At 67.0% G+C, this 15,455-nt stretch carries 13 protein-coding genes and 1 pseudogene; 8 read left to right on the top strand and 6 right to left on the bottom strand.

The genetic code is table 11. The features are described from left to right. Positions 1 to 45: 45 nt before the first annotated feature. Entirely contained in the window at positions 46 to 1,767 is a 1,722-nt protein-coding gene (locus G332_RS0105220; protein WP_019625945.1) for a potassium/proton antiporter, read from the bottom strand. Positions 1,768 to 1,891: 124 nt separating this feature from the next. Here G332_RS0105220 and G332_RS0105215 point away from each other — a divergent pair, with 124 nt between their 5' ends. From G332_RS0105215 to argB, 5 genes are all read left to right on the top strand, one after another. Further along, positions 1,892 to 2,869: a lipid A deacylase LpxR family protein gene (locus G332_RS0105215; RefSeq protein ID WP_019625944.1), complete on the top strand. Its 978-nt coding sequence runs from the start codon at positions 1,892 to 1,894 to the stop codon at positions 2,867 to 2,869. Between the two features lie 108 nt (positions 2,870 to 2,977). Beyond that, positions 2,978 to 3,574 carry a DUF502 domain-containing protein gene (locus G332_RS0105210; RefSeq protein ID WP_026340619.1) on the top strand — a complete coding sequence of 199 codons (597 nt, stop codon included), beginning with the start codon at positions 2,978 to 2,980 and terminating at the stop codon, positions 3,572 to 3,574. An 18-nt stretch (positions 3,575 to 3,592) separates the two neighbouring features. Next, positions 3,593 to 4,804, top strand: coding sequence for a bifunctional phosphopantothenoylcysteine decarboxylase/phosphopantothenate--cysteine ligase CoaBC (gene coaBC, locus G332_RS0105205; protein WP_019625942.1), 1,212 nt, complete (start codon positions 3,593 to 3,595; stop codon positions 4,802 to 4,804). 23 nt (positions 4,805 to 4,827) lie between these two features. Then, positions 4,828 to 5,289 carry a dUTP diphosphatase gene (gene dut / locus G332_RS0105200; protein WP_019625941.1) on the top strand — a complete coding sequence of 154 codons (462 nt, stop codon included), beginning with the start codon at positions 4,828 to 4,830 and terminating at the stop codon, positions 5,287 to 5,289. A 187-nt stretch (positions 5,290 to 5,476) separates the two neighbouring features. Then, positions 5,477 to 6,355, top strand: a complete 879-nt coding sequence (gene argB, locus G332_RS0105195) for an acetylglutamate kinase (RefSeq protein WP_019625940.1) — start codon at positions 5,477 to 5,479, stop codon at positions 6,353 to 6,355. A gap of 165 nt (positions 6,356 to 6,520) precedes the next feature. On the opposite strand, the gene G332_RS0105190 is transcribed toward argB, so the two are convergent. After that, positions 6,521 to 7,183 (bottom strand): DUF4124 domain-containing protein, encoded by a 663-nt coding sequence (locus tag G332_RS0105190; RefSeq protein WP_156000757.1) that lies wholly within the window; start codon positions 7,181 to 7,183, stop codon positions 6,521 to 6,523. Between G332_RS0105190 and G332_RS0105185 the strand changes: the two genes are divergently transcribed. Continuing rightward, a complete protein-coding gene (locus tag G332_RS0105185) occupies positions 7,176 to 7,937 on the top strand; it encodes a sulfite exporter TauE/SafE family protein (RefSeq protein WP_019625938.1) in 762 nt (253 codons plus the stop codon). The two genes, G332_RS0105190 and G332_RS0105185, sit on opposite strands and share 8 nt — an antisense overlap. Before the next feature lie 182 nt (positions 7,938 to 8,119). Here G332_RS0105185 and G332_RS0105180 read toward each other — a convergent pair whose 3' ends face one another. Genes G332_RS0105180 through G332_RS0105170 form a run of 3 tightly spaced genes read right to left on the bottom strand, consistent with a single transcriptional unit; the run spans position 8,120 to position 12,837 of the window. After that, positions 8,120 to 10,303 (bottom strand): HAD-IIB family hydrolase, encoded by a 2,184-nt coding sequence (locus tag G332_RS0105180; protein WP_019625937.1) that lies wholly within the window; start codon positions 10,301 to 10,303, stop codon positions 8,120 to 8,122. Next, positions 10,300 to 11,697: a glycoside hydrolase 100 family protein gene (locus G332_RS0105175; protein ID WP_019625936.1), complete on the bottom strand. Its 1,398-nt coding sequence runs from the start codon at positions 11,695 to 11,697 to the stop codon at positions 10,300 to 10,302. Before G332_RS0105175 ends, G332_RS0105180 begins: the two co-directional genes overlap by 4 nt. 57 nt (positions 11,698 to 11,754) lie before the next feature. Further along, a complete protein-coding gene (locus G332_RS0105170) occupies positions 11,755 to 12,837 on the bottom strand; it encodes an EAL domain-containing protein (protein ID WP_019625935.1) in 1,083 nt (360 codons plus the stop codon). A gap of 116 nt (positions 12,838 to 12,953) precedes the next feature. Between G332_RS0105170 and msrB the strand changes: the two genes are divergently transcribed. After that, positions 12,954 to 13,352 carry a peptide-methionine (R)-S-oxide reductase MsrB gene (msrB, locus tag G332_RS0105165; protein WP_019625934.1) on the top strand — a complete coding sequence of 133 codons (399 nt, stop codon included), beginning with the start codon at positions 12,954 to 12,956 and terminating at the stop codon, positions 13,350 to 13,352. 54 nt (positions 13,353 to 13,406) lie between these two features. Continuing rightward, on the top strand, positions 13,407 to 14,606 hold the full coding sequence (locus tag G332_RS0105160; RefSeq protein ID WP_019625933.1) for an MFS transporter: 1,200 nt from the start codon (positions 13,407 to 13,409) through the stop codon (positions 14,604 to 14,606). Between the two features lie 327 nt (positions 14,607 to 14,933). Here the strand turns inward: G332_RS0105160 and G332_RS13755 are convergent. Continuing rightward, positions 14,934 to 15,153: pseudogene (locus tag G332_RS13755) on the bottom strand (hypothetical protein). Positions 15,154 to 15,455 lie beyond the last annotated feature (302 nt).

The following is a 15,455-nucleotide window of genomic DNA, read 5'->3' as shown; positions in this document are numbered from 1 at the left end:
CGTTGATTGCCTGGCAGCCTGCTGCACGGGTCAATCAGCGTCTCTTTAGCGCAGGAGTTTCAGACCCACGCGGGTGATGCGGGGGCCGTCCATTTCGCGGATGACCAGACGCATCGGGCCGAGATCGACGGCGTCGCCGACGACCGGCTCGGTCTGGAGTTCACGGCGCAGATAGGCCTCGAGGGTGTCGCCCTGGCGTTCGGGCGGGACCGGGGCACCGTAGGCCATCCCCACCGCGCCGAGCTGGGCATCACCATTGAGCGCGAACTCGCCGAACACGCTGCGTTCGGTCAGGCGCTCCGGCACCTCGTCCTTGGGCACGAACAGGCGGTCGAGGTCCGGCAGGTCCGCCGGCGCGACCATGATGTAAAGGTGGTCGCCGGCGTGCAGGTCGAGCATCTCCAGGGTCTCCAGCAGCTTGCCGTCGCGCAGGTGGGCCACCACCCGCGCGGTCCCCGGCAGACGAAAGCTCGACCACGCCTCGCGCACCACCGGCGTGGTCGCGGCCAGGCGGTAACCCACCAGCTCCATCTCCTGCTGACCGGGGATATCCAGCTCGGTACGCTGCACCCGCGCTGTGGTGGGTGGCAGTTCCAGGCCCAGCCAGCGCGCCGAGGGCGCGACCGTCCAGCCCTGCACCAGCAGCGAGATCAGCACCACGAAGAACACCACATGGAAGAAGTATTCCGCCAGCTCCAGACCGGCCAGGAGCGGGAACAGTGCCAGGATAATCGGGACCGCACCGCGCAACCCGACCCAGGCGATAAACAGCTGTTCGCGCCAGGGAAAACGGAAGGGATACAGGCAGACCCAGACCGCCAGTGGCCGCGCGAGCAGGATCAGAACGGCCGCCACGAGCCCCGCGTCCAGCGCCACCGGCGGCAGCTCCGAAGGCGTCACGATCATGCCCAGCATCAGGAACATGCCGATCTGCGCCAGCGAGGCGATGCCATCATGAAAACGCTTGATGTTCTGCGAGGCCTCCAGCGGGCGGTTGCCCAGCAGCAGCCCGGCCAGGTACACCGCGAGGAAGCCCGAGCCCCCGACCAGCCCGGTCAGTCCGAAGATCGCCAGCGCCCCCGCCATCGCGAACAGGGGGTACAGGCCGGCAGCCATCGGCACCCGGTTGATCAGCGCCAGCAGCGCCAGGCCGCCCCCTGCCCCGAGCAACGCGCCCAGGCCCATCTGCTGCACGAACTCGACCAGCACCACCAGGCCGAAATCACGCTCGGGCATCAGCAGCAGTTCGATCAGCACGATGGTCAGGAAGATCGCCATCGGGTCGTTGGAGCCGGACTCGATCTCCAGCGTGGCACCGACGCGGCTTTTCAGCTCCAGCCCGCGCGAGCGCAGCAGGGAGAACACGGCGGCGGCATCGGTGGACCCGACGATGGCCCCCAGCAGCAGCCCCTCCAGCCACGACAGGCCCAGCCACCAGACGGCAAACAGACCGGTAAGCCCCGACGTAACCAGCACGCCAACGGTTGCCAGGCCGAGGGCCGGTTTCAGACCAATGCGGAAATTGCGCGCAGGGGTGCGCATGCCCCCGTCGAACAGGATGATCGCCAGCGCCGCGGACCCGATCAGGTAGGCGAGGGTGATATTCTCGAACATCAGCCCGCCCGGCCCCTCGGGGCCGAGCAACATCCCGATCACCAGAAACACCAGCAGCAGGGGCACGCCCAGACGCGAGGTGATCACACTCGAGAGAATGCTGCCCAGCAGCACGATAGCGGCCAGGAAGATGATCTGGTTGGAGAGCTCCATGCGTCGATCATACCGGAAGCCCCCGACCACTCGTGACCACTCCAGGAGCCTGTCGGATCCGGGCGATCGTCGCGAGCGTGGGGCAGATCCGCCCCCAATCCGACAGGCTGCCGGAGCGGCTGCGATGGGCTGCGGCCTGGCGCTCCTGCTCGCGACTGGGCCGGCGGCCGCCCAGCGTGGCGTGGACGCCGTACACCTCGAATTCGAAAACGACCTGTTCGCAGGCGAGGATCGCTACTACACCAACGGCGTACGCATCGGCTGGACCCGCAGCGAGGATCGCATACCCGGCTGGCTGGAAACCGTCGCGGATTTCCTCCCGTTTTTCGTGGAACGCGAGGAACGCGGACGCCTGAAATCGGCTATCCACCTTGCGCAGAACATGTACACGCCGGAGGACATCGAACGCGAGATACCGGACCCGGACGACCGTCCTTATGCCGGCTGGCTGTACCTGAACTTCAGTCTGGCCGAGGAGTATGGCGACCGCCTTGATCGCCTGCAGGTAACCCTGGGCACGGTCGGGCCGGGCTCGCTGGCCGACCGCACCCAGCGCGAAGTGCACAGCTGGTCCTCGGCGCCGGATCCACGCGGCTGGGACCACCAGATTGGCAACGAGGCGACCCTGATGGTCGGCTACGAACGCCAGCTGCGCAGCCGTTCCCATCGCGCCGAGGATGGCTGGGCCATGGACCTGACCCCGCACTGGGGGGCAACGGTCGGCAGCCCGTTTACCTTTGCCAACGCCGGGGCCATCGTACGCGCCGGGCGCAACCTGCCGCGCGACTACGGCCCGCCCCGGATCAAACCGGCGCTCTCCGGCTCGCATACCTTCCAGCCCACACGAGCCAGCGGCGGCTATCTGTTCGTTGGGGTAGATACACGCCTGATGGCCTACGATCTGTTCCTGGACGGGCCGCTGTTCCGCGAAGGCCCGTCCGTGGACAAACATCCACTGGTCGGTGAATTCACCGCCGGGGCAGTCGCCCACATCGGCGACCTGCGCGTGGGGTATACCCATGTCTGGCGATCCCGCGAGTTCAGCGGCCAGGCCAAGGGGGCGGCGGCATTCGGCTCGGTCCATGCCACCTGGCAGTTCTGAGACTGCGCCAGGCCCGGCGGCACCCCGGCCCGTCCGGACGAGCAGAGCAACACCACCAGGCGGATGCGGTAGCATCTCCGGGATCCCCCCTGCCCGGAGGCTGCCGTGCTGCGCCGAATCTCCCGCACCTTCCTGACCGGCCTTGCCGCCATCCTCCCCGTCGCGATCACGCTGGCCCTGCTGTGGTGGCTGGGCAGCACCGCGGAGCAGGTACTTGGCGGCCTGCTGCAGACGGTGCTGCCGGAACTGCTCTACGTACCGGGCATGGGGATTCTTGCCGGGGTCGGGCTGCTGTTCGGGCTCGGCATCCTGCTGCAGGCCTACGTCGTGCGCTGGCTGTTCGGCTGGATGGAGGGCCTGATGCAGCGCATTCCAGTGGTCAAGACCATCCACGGGACCGTGCGCGATGTCACACGACTGCTATCCGGGGACATCCACAACCAGTTCGGCCAGGCAGTCCTGGTGCCGTTTCCGGGTAGCGATATCAAGCTGGTGGGGTTTGTCACCCGGGAAGACTTCGACGGCCTGCCCGACAACCTCGGCGGATCCCGGACCGTGGCCGTCTACCTGCCGATGAGCTATCAGATCGGCGGGTACACCCTGATGCTGCCGCGGGACCGCATCGAACCCCTGGACCTGCCGCTGGAAGACGCCATGCGCTATGCACTGACCGCCGGCGTATCCGCGCGCCAGGAACCGCAGTGAGCGGGTAGAATCCGGCCCATGACCCAGCACATTCATCCACCACAGATCCTGGTCGGGGTCAGTGGCGGCATCGCCGCCTACAAGGCCTGCGAACTGGTACGCGAACTCAAGCGCGCCGGCTGCGCCGTGCGTGTGGTCATGACATCCGCCGCCCAGGCCTTCGTCACGCCGCTCACCTTCCAGGCCCTGTCCGGCGAGCCGGTGCGCACCGGCCTGCTGGATGCCGAGGCCGAATCCGGCATGGATCACATTGCGCTGGCACGCTGGGCCGATCAGGTGATCGTGGCCCCCGCCAGTGCCGACCTGATGGCGCGCATGGCCCATGGCCACGCCGATGACCTGCTGACCACGCTGCTGCTGGCGACCACCGCGCCAGTGACCCTGGCGCCAGCCATGAACCACCAGATGTGGGCACACCCCGCAACTCGGGCCAACCTGGCCCTGCTGCAGGAACGCGGGGTGAACGTGCTTGGACCGGACGCCGGCGCACAGGCCTGTGGCGAACAAGGCCCGGGGCGCATGCGCGAACCGGTGGAGATTGCCCGCGCCCTGCTGCACCCCGGGACCGGCCCCCTGTCCGGGCGCCACGTCGTGATCACCGCCGGCCCGACGCAGGAACCGATCGACCCGGTCCGCTACATCGGTAACCGCAGTTCGGGGCGCATGGGGCTGGCACTGGCGGCCGCCGCACAGGCAGCCGGCGCGCGGGTCACCCTGGTGCACGGCCCGGTTGCCCTGCCGCTGCCGACCGGCGTGCGGGCGGTCCCGGCCGAGACCGCCGCGGCCATGCATGCCGCGGTACTGGGCCACCTCGACGACTGCGACGTTTTCATCGGCGCCGCGGCAGTCGCCGACTACCGGCCAGCCAGCCCCTGTGCCCAGAAGATGAAAAAGGATGCGGACACACGGGCACTGGAACTGGAGCGCACCGAGGATATCCTCGCGGACGTCGCACGACGGGTCCGCGACCGATCGCCACGGCCGCTGGTGGTCGGCTTCGCCGCCGAGACCTCGCAGCTGCGCCATTACGCCCGCAGCAAGCTCGAGACCAAGGGTCTGGACCTGATCGCCGCCAACGATGTGAGCGCAGGCCGGGCCATCGGCACCGATGACAACGCCCTGCTGTGCCTGTGGCCCGGGGGCGGCGAACGCAGCCTGCCGCACCAGCCCAAGGCGGCGCTGGCACGGATGCTGATCGAGCTCGTCGTCGAGCGACTGGACAAACACTGATTGAGACTGGAAAGGAAGACCGGATGCCCGTCCCCGAGATTGACCTGAAGATCCTGGACCCGCGCATGGGAGCGGACTTCCCTCTGCCCGCCCCGGCCACCGACGGCTCGGCCGGCGTCGACCTGCGCGCGATGATCGAGGCACCGCTGACGCTGGAGCCGGGCGCCGCCGAACTGATCCCGACCGGGCTTGCGATCCACATCGACAACCCGGGCTACGCCGGGATGATCCTGCCGCGCTCCGGGCTCGGCCACAAACACGGGCTGGTACTCGGCAATCTGGTCGGGCTGATCGACGCCGACTACCAGGGCCCGCTGATGGTCTCCTGCTGGAACCGCGGCGCGAACCCCTACACCCTGGAGGTCGGCGAACGCCTGGCGCAACTGGTCATCGTCCCGGTCATCCGGCCGCAATTCCGCGTGGTCGCGGACTTCGCGGAAACCGATCGCGGCAGCGGCGGCTTCGGGTCCTCGGGCCGGGGCTGAACCCGGAGGCCCCACGGGCCTGCGCCTGAACGACATCAAGCCCCGGTGCTTCAGATCGACCACGACATCACCGTCCGCCCCTCTCCGGCGACCGTCCCAACCATGCGCATCTTGAAGCCGCCGCCTCCGCGACTCGCGGGCACAGTGCTAAACTGCGCCGTTGCAAGAATCGACAACCGGACCCAGCATGGATACCCAGACGGCCCATTCCGTTGCCCATGTCCTGATCGAGGCGCTGCCCTACATCCAGCGCTTCGCGGGCAAGACCATCGTGATCAAGTACGGCGGCAACGCCATGACCGAGGACCACCTGAAGGCCTCGTTCGCGCGCGATATCGTCCTGCTCAAGCAGGTCGGTGTGAACCCCGTGGTCGTGCACGGTGGCGGCCCGCAGATTGGCGAACTGCTCCAGCGCCTCGGCAAGCAAACCGAGTTCGTCAACGGCCTGCGGGTGACCGACCGCGAAACCATGGATGTTGTCCAGATGGTCCTTGGCGGGATCGTGAATCAGGAGATCGTCTCGCTGATCAACCGCTTCGGGGGGCGTGCCGTCGGCCTGACCGGCAAGGACGGGCAGATGATCCGCGCCAGCGCCCTGCGCAACCACGGGACCGCCGAAGGTGAACCCGCCGTGGATCTGGGGCATGTAGGCGAGGTCGAAGGGGTCGACCCCACCATCGTGCACACCCTGGACGAAAGCGACTTCATCCCGGTGATCGCGCCGATCGGATTTGACCGCGAAGGCAAGGCGTACAACATCAATGCCGACACCGCCGCCGAAAAACTCGCTGTGGTTCTGGATGCGGAAAAGCTCTTCCTGCTGACCAACACCCCGGGCGTGCTGGATGGAAACGGCGAACTCCTGCCGAAACTCGCGGCCCCGCGGGTGGACGAGATGATCCGCGACGGCACCATCCACGGCGGGATGATCCCGAAGATCCGCTGCGCGCTGGATGCCGTGCGCAGCGGCGTGAACGCCACCCACATCGTCGATGGCCGCGTACAGCACGCAGTGCTGCTGGAGCTCTTGACCGACGAGGGCGTGGGGACGCTGATCAGCCGCTAGGGAGACGCCAATGGGGTGTGGTGCGTTTCGCTACGTTCAACCGCACCCTGCCACGGTGGTGGAGGGTTGCCGACCCGGGTGCAAACAATCCCCGAGACGGACTGAACGTCGTTTCCAGTCACGTGTCGGTCAGGGCGCAGATCTTCTGCACAGGCGCGGCGCGCGTCATTCAACGCCGTTCATCACCAGACGCTGAAAGTCGCGGCGGTCCAGGTCCAGGCGTTCGTGGATCGCCGACAGGCGTTCCTGCTGCCCCCGGCGATACTGGCGCTCGCGGGCAATGCGGGCATTCAGCTCTGCTATCTCGGCCTGATAGCGCCGTATCAGCGCCGAGCCCTCATCGGCCCGGCGCATTTGACGCCGGATGCGTTCGCGCTCGCGCAGCAGCGTGCGTTCCTGGACCTCGCTGCGATGGATATTGGCATCGATCGAACGCTCGCGACGCTCGCGCAGTTGCTCGATCTCCTCCAGCGAAGCATAGGCCTGGCGCAACTGAGTCACACGCACGGCGCGGTCCTGACGCGCGCGCTGGGTGGCCTCCAGGTCACGTTCGGCCTGCTCGCGTTCGGCTGCGGCGCGTGCCCGCTCCTCGGGGGACATCGGGGCCGGAAGCACCGTCCGCAGGCGACCCTCGGAGTCGTACACGCGGCGTTCGCGCTGACTGGTCTCCGGCTCAGGAGTGCTGGAATAGTGTACTGTCCCGTCATCATCCACCCAGCGATAGATGTCGGCCGGTGCCGGGTTCACCAGGGCCAGCAGCAAGCCACCGGCCACCCCGGCCTGCACCAGCCTCAACCGCTTACCGTTCCATCTGCCCTTCATGACCATTCTCGAACACCTCGGTCTCGCCTTCATCGCCATTGTGGCCAATGGCTTCTCCGCCCTGGCCGGGGGCGGGGCCGGCCTGCTCCAGCTACCAGCCCTGATCTTTCTGGGTCTACCGTACCCGGTGGCTCTGGCCACCCACAAGATCGCCTCGGTGGCTCTGGGCGCCGGAGCCGGGTTGCGCCACCTCAAGAAAAGCACATTCGAGCCCGCGCGCCTAGGCATTATCCTGCTGGCCGGTTTGCCCGGGGTGCTGATCGGTGCCTGGCTGGTACTCGGCATCCCTCCACGCGTCGGCGAAATCGCGCTGGGGCTGCTGACCATTGCGCTGGGCTGGTACTCCTGGCGCCGGCCCCAGCTCGGTCAGAACACACGCGAGATCGGCTTTTCCTGGCGCCACGCGATCATCGGGGCCGCCGGCCTGTTCCTGATCGGGATCCTCAACGGGTCACTGGCCTCCGGCACCGGCCTGATGGTCACCCTGTGGCTGGTGCGCTGGTACGGCATGAACTACGTCCAGGCTGTGGCTTATACCATGGTACTGGTCGGACTGGTCTGGAACGGCGCCGGGGCGCTGATGCTGGGCACGCTGGGCACGGTACAGTGGGACTGGCTGCCGGCCCTGCTGGTCGGCAGCTTCATCGGCGGTTACCTCGGCGCCTGGGCCGCCCAGCGCTACGGCAATCGCCTGGTGAAACGCGCCTTCGAGGTCGTTACCGTGCTGACCGGCATCGCCCTGCTCCTGCCCGCCCCCTGACCCGACAGGAAAGAGCGGAACAGGAAGAAGGGAAGACTGGAAGCAATGACGGGACGGCTCCCTGCTTCCGGCAGTGATACGGCGGCCCCATCGTTTGTTCCCGTCGTTCCTTCCGACCTTCCCGCGCAAGGCTTTTGCCCCGCAGCCCCAGCCCTCGCAGGCCTTGCGGGGGAGAGGACCGGCTATGTGTCAGAACCGACGGTACCGGGACTCTCGCAGCGGTTCAGCAGATCGAAGTGCTCGATCCCTTCGAGGATGCCGCGGGCATGCGTGGCCCTGGCGAAGAAGATGCGCTTGAACCCGCGCAAGCTGTCGAGCTCCGGCTGGTGGTTGCCGACCACGACCCCGAGCAATCGCCCGCGCAGCATGTCCTCGTCATTGCCGGAGTCACCGGCGACCAGCACGTGCTCCAGAGGGATGCCCCACTTGTCCGCGAGGTAGCGCACGGCGAGCCCCTTGGATGCACGCACGGGCAACAGGTCGAGGTAGCGGTCGTGCGAGTAGATCACGCGGGCGTGCAGGTCTTCGCGGTACAGCCGGGTCTCGACCGTCTCCGCCTCCAGGCTGCCCGAGGGTTCCACGAAGAAGCTCACCTTGAACGCGCGCTGGTCCGCATCGGGCTGCAACACCAGGTTGCCTTCCTGTTCCAGGCATTCGCGCAGGCGTTCCGGTTCCCAGCGATGGCTGATATGCCGCGCCCAGCCACGATCCTCGGTCTGCTTGGTCCCGTAATGGATCTCGCTCCCCACCGAGGTGATCCAGACATCCGGCGTCGGCACGCCATGCGCCTCCAGGATCGCCGCGGCAGAATCGATGCGCCTCCCGGTAGCCACCCCGAAGGCAACCCGCTTGCGGTTGCGCTTCAGCCAGGTGACAAAGGCGCGGGTCGCCTTGTCGTCCCCCAGCAGGGTGTTGTCGATGTCGGTGATCACGGCGCGATCCATCTGCGCCAGGTGTCCGGAAACGCGACGTTCGTGGTGCTTTTCCTGGCGCACCTCGCGGGTCAGTGACTTCACCAGTTTTACGTATTTTTCGGCATGACCCTCCCAGGAATAGTGCTGGCGCACACCCCTGAGCCCGGCACGGGAGTAGCGCTGCCAGCGCGGCCGGTCGGCCAGGATGCCCTGGATCGCATCGGCGATCGCCTCCGGGTCCAGGGGATCGATCAGGGTGCCGTTATGGCAGCGCGAAATGATCTCTTCCGGGCCACCATCGTTGGTCGCCACGATCGGGGCCCCGCTGGCCGCCGCCTCGATCAGGGTCAGGCCAAAGGGCTCGGTCAGCGCCGGGTTCACGAACACACCCCTGCTGGATGCAACCAGGCGGTAGAGATCGGGCACGTCCTCGGAATCATGATGTTTGGGATAGGCCACCAGTCCGTAGAGGTCGTGCCGGTCAATTCGCAGCAGCAGGTCCGTCAGCACATCACGCGCGCCCTTGTCCAGGTCGCCAATGTCGTCACGGTTGCCGGCCACGATCAACAAGTTGGCGTTCTCGCGCAGCCAGTCATTCCCGGCGTAGGCCGTGACCAGGGCGCGGATATTCTTGCGCTCGTCGGCGCGCGACAGGGCCATGATCAACGGACGCTCCGGGTGGCGCAGGAAGCGGCGGATCTGCGGCCAGATCGCCGGCTTGCGCTCCCCGCGCCGCGGCGGATGGAAGCGCGCCAGATCCGTCCCTGGCGGAATCACCTCCATGCGCTCCGGCTGGTAGTTGTCGTAGGTCGCGTACTGCTCGCCGACCTCCTGGCGGGTGCTCGCGATCACCCGATGCGCATGCGCCAGGGCTTCTTCTTCCGCATGGATCCGGGTGGAGATGTTGTAGCGGGCCTCGATGTCGGCATCCGACATCCCGCTTTCGCGCAGGCGTTCGCGCTTGACCCGGCCCAGGGAATGGCCAGTCTGCAGCATGGGCGCGCCGAGGAGATTGGATAACTGCACCGCGACATGTCCGGCATCGGCATAGTGGCCGTGGATCACATCCGGGCGCAGACCGACCTGGCGGATGTGCACCAGGGCGTTGTCCGCGAAACAGTCGAGATAGGGCCAGAGCTTTTCCTTGCGCAGGTAGCGCCGCGGGCCGCAGTCCAGTCGCACGATATGGGCGCCGCCCCCCAGATCCTCTTCCCGTTCCGCATAGGCGGCGGACACCTTGCTGTCGACCACGCGCCGGGTGAGCAGATCCACTCGCCCGACCTGTGGATGCCGCGCCAGGGCCCGCGCCAGTTCGACCGCGTAGAGCGTCTGTCCGCCGGTATCGGCATCGCGCCCGAGTTCCAGATCCTGTCCTCGGATCAGACCATGAACACTGATCAGTACGAGGTAGAGACCCTCGCCGGCGCGGGACTTGCTCTGGGTCTTTTTCATGGCACCTCGGGTTCGGGGCTGTCGAACAGGCTGAGCGTCTCGGGGTTGTCAATCAGGCCCTGGGATACCAGTACGGCCGTGGCCGACCAGGTCTGGCGGTAATTGGCGCGGCGCCCGACCAGACGCCCGTGGCGCCCATCGTAGTATTCGGGCCAGTTGTCACGATGCAGGCGTTCGGCGGCGACCGCGTGCACGCTGCGTGCCAGGTCCGGCCGGCCCACGCGCAGGGCCGCGCCGGTGAACGCCCACAGCAGGGCCGGCCAGTTGCCGCCATTGTGGTAGGACCAGGGCGTGTTCTTGGGATCGGAGCCCGTCAGCAGGCGCCATTCCTCACCGACCATGGCCGGGTAGCAGATCTTCACCGGCATGGTGCCAATCAGGTCTTCGAAGCGCTGCTCGAAGGTCTGCATGATGGAATGCGACTGCCGCTCATCGGCGAGCCCGAAGAGCACCGCAAGCAGGTTGCCGAAGCTGAAGAAGCGGAAATCCATCCGCCCCGGCCCGAGGTTGCCGACCAGATAGCCACTTTCCGAGGGGATCCAGTCCACCAGCCAGTCGGGGATGCTCTCGGGGTAGATATTCAGGGCATTCTCGGATTCGTGGCCGAAGTGCTCGGTGCGATAGCGGTGGATGTCATTCAGCCGCTCCAGATCCAGCCAGTAGTAGTGACGGATATAGTCGGACAGCTGCCGGGTACGGATCGCGGACTGCTCGCACAGGAGTTCGGAATCCTGATCACAGGGCTCCAGCATCGCCAGCGAGGCCTTCAGCATGCCGTAGAACAGCGCCTGAATCTCCAGCGGATGACCGAACACCCCCATGCGCCGGTCGATCATGAAGCTGCCATCCGGCACCAGCAGGGTCGGGAAGACCTCGAAGCGGTCCTGCAGGCAGATACTGAGGATCAGACGGATGCCGCGCTGGACATCCGCGCTCTTGATGAATGCGTGATCGCCCGTCCGATTCTGGTAGGCCCGCAGCAGCAGCACCCACCACATCATCGAATCCACCGGGGCCACGCGCCCGATGGCGCGATCACCGAAGTCCGCCGCCAGGGACTCGCGCCCGTTCTCATCGATGAACACCCGGAAACTCGCCGGCATTACCCGCGGCAGACGCCGGTGGCCCTCGATCTCCTCCTGGGTATCGCGGATCTGCAGGATCAGCGAGAGGAAGTCGCGCACAACCTCGGGTTCGTCCTCCAGCAGGTACACGAACCCGGAGGGTACGAAGTCGCGGATGAAACAATCGGCATAGTTCTCCGCCGGGGCCCGCTCGTCCAGACTGGCCACGGTGCCAACGGTGCGCTCGCGATAGCGCACCTCGGCATCGCGCAACAGTTGCATGGCGGATTCCAGCGTCGGATTACGGGCGTCGGGCGGAAGCTGATTCATAGGCTTCGAGTCTATGGAAAGCGCAGCCAATGTGCACGTCCCGCACCGCCAGCGCGGTCAAGCCGGCTCGGGGTGCTCCGGCAACTGGGGGACGGCGGCGGGCCGGGCGAACAAGTAGCCCTGACAGTAATCGACCCGGTCCTTCAGCCAGCGCCATTCCTCCACCCGCTCGATGCCTTCGGCCACTACCTCGATATTCAGGTCGCGCGCCAGTTCGACGATCTTGTCGAGGATCTTCTGCTGGTAGACGTCGCGGTCGATCCCGCTGACCAGCTCGCGGTCGATCTTCACAAAATCCGGGTGCAGCTGGGACAGCATGTTCAACGACGCATAGCCCGCGCCCAGATCGTCCAGGGCCACCTGGAACCCGGCGCGGCGATAACGCTCCACAATCCGCGACAGGTGTTCGATATCGTTGACCTGATCGCTCTCGATCACCTCGAACACGAAGCCGCCGGGGCCTGCGCGATCGGCCGGACGCGACATGATTTCGCGCACCGTCGTCTCCAGGCAGAAGGCGGGATCATAGATCGCGGTCGGATTGAAATTGATGAACAGGCGGTTGGTGATACCACGCTCGGTGGCACGCCGAATCGCATTGATACGCGCAGACCGATCCAGATGGAACAGCAGCTCGGCATCACGCGCGGTCCGGAACAGTTCCGGCGGCGCGATCGGATCGCCGGCCGGCGAGGAGGCCCGCACCAGGGCCTCGTAGGCGAAGACCTCGGCGGGCTCGGCCGCGTGCACGATGGGCTGGAAGTGAAAATCCAGCGCATCACCCGCCAGGATCGCGGACAGGTCGCGGGCGTTGTGGCGCGCAATCAGCGTCGACAACAGATGGGTGTCCTGCAGATGACCCAGTCCGAAATCATCGCCCTCCGCGACGAAAGTGGCGCGGCACCCCACCTGTTCCGAGCTACTGAGTGCCTGCTGCAGCCGCACCAGCATCTCGCCCAGCCCGCCGGCGCCCTTAACCGGCAGCGCCAGGATGCCGGAAGTCGGCTCCGCACAGGGCAGCTGCTCGTCCACCATGCGCTGACGCAGGGCCGCCCGGGTGTGCGCCAGAACCGGCGCCAGATAAAGCGTGCCGGAGGCTTCCGGCAACAGATGGACACGTTCGCAATCGGGGCACCCCATCACCACACCTCCAGCGGTCCTGACCTTGGTAACCCGCCGAGAACCGGCGATCATTGCGTCAGTCTACCGATGCAGCCGGCATCATCGACAATCCATCGCACCGGCCCGGAGGTTATATGAGCCAGTCCCACCGACCAACGGACGCGGAGATACGCGCCCGCCTCACGCTAGAACAATACCGCATCGCCCGCGAAGGCGGTACCGAGCGCCCGTTCACCGGGGCCTACAACGACCACAAGGCGGACGGCGTCTATCACTGCGTAGCCTGCGGGGCACCCCTGTTCGACGCCGCGGACAAGTTCGATTCCGGCTCCGGCTGGCCCAGCTACACGGCCCCGGCCGCACCCGACGCCGTCAGCGAACACCGCGACCGGACGCTCGGCATGGAGCGAACCGAGGTCCGCTGCGGACGTTGTGATTCGCACCTCGGACACGTCTTCCCCGACGGCCCGCCCCCGACCGGTCTGCGCTACTGCATCAATTCGGCGGTCCTCGACTTTCATCCACGCGACTGAGCGCCTCCATCCGCCCGGGCCATGACGGCCCGGGCACACCCCGAAGGGAATCCCATGCCCGGCCAGACCACCCCGCGCGAACGCGCGAATGTCCTGATCCTTGCCCTCGGGCAGGCCCTGTTCCTGATCGCCGCGGTCACCGTGATGACGCTGAGCGGCGTAGTCGGGGAGCGTCTCGCGGCCGATCCGGCCCTGGCCACCCTGCCGGTCGCCGCGATGATGGTCGGCACCCTGGTTACCACCCTGCCCGCCTCGCTGTTCATGAAGCGCTTCGGGCGGCGCACCGGCTTCCTGCTCGGCACCAGTGTGGGCGGGGCCGGCGGTGCCGCGCTGGCCGCGGCCGGCGTCTTCGCGGAGGCCTTCTGGCTGTTCGTGCTGGGCAACCTGCTGCTGGGGGCCTACCAAGCCTTCGCGATGTACTACCGCTTTGCTGCAGCCGACGTGGCCAGCCCCGCGTTCCGCCCGCGCGCGATCTCGCTGGTGATGGCCGGCGGCGTCGTGGCCGCCTTCCTCGGTCCGTGGAACGCCCACCACGCCCAGGCCCTGCTGCCGGGCACGCCGGAGGCCGGCCCCTACCTGGTCCTCGGCGCCCTGGCGCTGCTGGCGATGACGCTCCTGGCCTGGCTTCGCGTACCGGCGCCACCGCCGGAGGAACGCGGTCCGGCCCGACCGATGCGCGAGATCCTTCCACAGGGGCGCTTCCTCGTGGCGCTGACCGCCGCCGCTCTGGGCTATGCGGTCATGGTGCTGCTGATGACGGCGACCCCGCTGGCCATGCGCCAGGCGGGCTTCGACATGAGCCAGATCGCCCTGGTAATGCAGTGGCATGTGCTCGGGATGTTCGCGCCCTCGTTCGTGACTGGCCACCTGATCACCCGCCTCGGGATCACGCGCATCCTGGCACTTGGCAACGCACTGGTGCTGTTCAGCGTGGCGGTGGCCGCGCACGGGGAGACGCTGGGGCATTTCTGGCTGGCGCTGTTCCTGCTGGGGGTGGGCTGGAATTTCCTGTTCATTGGCGGCAGTACGCTGCTGACGACCACGCATACGGCCACCGAAAAGGGCAAGGTCCAGGGCGTGAACGACCTGACCATCTTCACGCTGGTCACGGCCGGGTCCCTGCTGGCGGGGGCGCTGCTGCGGCCGCTGGGATGGGATGGCCTGAACCTGGCGATGCTGCCGGTGATCGCGCTGCTGACCATCGCCATCGCCTGGCTCTGGTTCGACGACGCCCGCGCCCCGGCGCGCACCTGACCTCGCCACACGCCAGCCACGAACGCGGAAGGCTTCGCTATCGCTGATTGGCTGGTCCCGGTTCGTCTCCCGGTGTTTACGGTGCCTCCGGTCCGGCGCCTGCCTCGTGGTGGCTGGTCCTGGTTCGTCCTCCGGTGTTTACGTGCCTTCGGTCCACATACTGCCGTGCGCTGACTCGCCAGCGCGCCGCGCCCGTTTTTGATCAACAACTGGCTTTCTTGCTTGCCCAAGAAAGGACCCGTCGAGGCGCACCCGGATTTCGCCCGGGAACCTCGCTCCGGACGCGCTGGGCCGGCGGCGCTGAACTCGCTGCGCCTTCGGCTCCGCTCAGACATCCAGCGCCCCGAATTTGTAGAAAACGGGCCGGCCCATCACGCCCTCCGCGAGGGGCTCCATACGGGCGAGGAAGGTCAAGACAGAAGGTATTCCAGCCCCACGACACCACAATTAGGTATTGCCATCCGAAAGCCCCCGGCGCCCGCGCCGCGGGCGCGGCACGCAACGGCCAAAGGCCGAGCGTGCCCGAGATGCCGGAAGATTTCGCCATCTTCCACTGGCAAGACCGTCGGGACCGCCGTTGTCTTGACCTTGACCCCCCGTTGTCGTCGCGCCGAGCGGAGAGGGTTTTCGCGGGAGAAAAGGCGCTGGATGTCTGAGCGGAGCCGAAGGCGCAGCGAGTTCAGCGCCGCCCGCGAAAACCCTCGGAGCGAGGGAAACCCCGGCCCGCACAGCGGGCCGGGGTCGCGGCAGTCGGGCGTGTTTCTTGGGTACTTCTTTGCACGAGCAAAGAAGTACCTCGCGGCGCGCTGGCGAGTCAGCGCCGGGCAGGTTGTGGACCGGAGGCACCGT

The organism is Thioalkalivibrio sp. ALJT, from assembly GCF_000381825.1.
Lineage (GTDB): Bacteria > Pseudomonadota > Gammaproteobacteria > Ectothiorhodospirales > Ectothiorhodospiraceae > Thioalkalivibrio.
Note: the sequence above shows the minus strand (reverse complement) of the source record. Positions and strands in the feature narration are given on the sequence as shown.

What these genes read in the sequence shown, in the direction of transcription:
- G332_RS0105190 (WP_156000757.1), bottom strand. Translation starts at nt 7,183, where the DNA reads ATGGTCATGAAGGGCAGATGGAACGGTAAGCGGTTGAGGCTGGTGCAG.
- G332_RS0105220 (WP_019625945.1), bottom strand. Translation starts at nt 1,767, where the DNA reads ATGGAGCTCTCCAACCAGATCATCTTCCTGGCCGCTATCGTGCTGCTG.
- msrB (WP_019625934.1), top strand. Translation starts at nt 12,954, where the DNA reads ATGAGCCAGTCCCACCGACCAACGGACGCGGAGATACGCGCCCGCCTC.
- G332_RS0105215 (WP_019625944.1), top strand. Translation starts at nt 1,892, where the DNA reads ATGGGCTGCGGCCTGGCGCTCCTGCTCGCGACTGGGCCGGCGGCCGCC.
- G332_RS0105170 (WP_019625935.1), bottom strand. Translation starts at nt 12,837, where the DNA reads ATGGGGTGCCCCGATTGCGAACGTGTCCATCTGTTGCCGGAAGCCTCC.
- G332_RS0105180 (WP_019625937.1), bottom strand. Translation starts at nt 10,303, where the DNA reads ATGAAAAAGACCCAGAGCAAGTCCCGCGCCGGCGAGGGTCTCTACCTC.
- dut (WP_019625941.1), top strand. Translation starts at nt 4,828, where the DNA reads ATGCCCGTCCCCGAGATTGACCTGAAGATCCTGGACCCGCGCATGGGA.
- G332_RS0105175 (WP_019625936.1), bottom strand. Translation starts at nt 11,697, where the DNA reads ATGAATCAGCTTCCGCCCGACGCCCGTAATCCGACGCTGGAATCCGCC.
- argB (WP_019625940.1), top strand. Translation starts at nt 5,477, where the DNA reads ATGGATACCCAGACGGCCCATTCCGTTGCCCATGTCCTGATCGAGGCG.
- G332_RS0105185 (WP_019625938.1), top strand. Translation starts at nt 7,176, where the DNA reads ATGACCATTCTCGAACACCTCGGTCTCGCCTTCATCGCCATTGTGGCC.
- G332_RS0105160 (WP_019625933.1), top strand. Translation starts at nt 13,407, where the DNA reads ATGCCCGGCCAGACCACCCCGCGCGAACGCGCGAATGTCCTGATCCTT.
- coaBC (WP_019625942.1), top strand. Translation starts at nt 3,593, where the DNA reads ATGACCCAGCACATTCATCCACCACAGATCCTGGTCGGGGTCAGTGGC.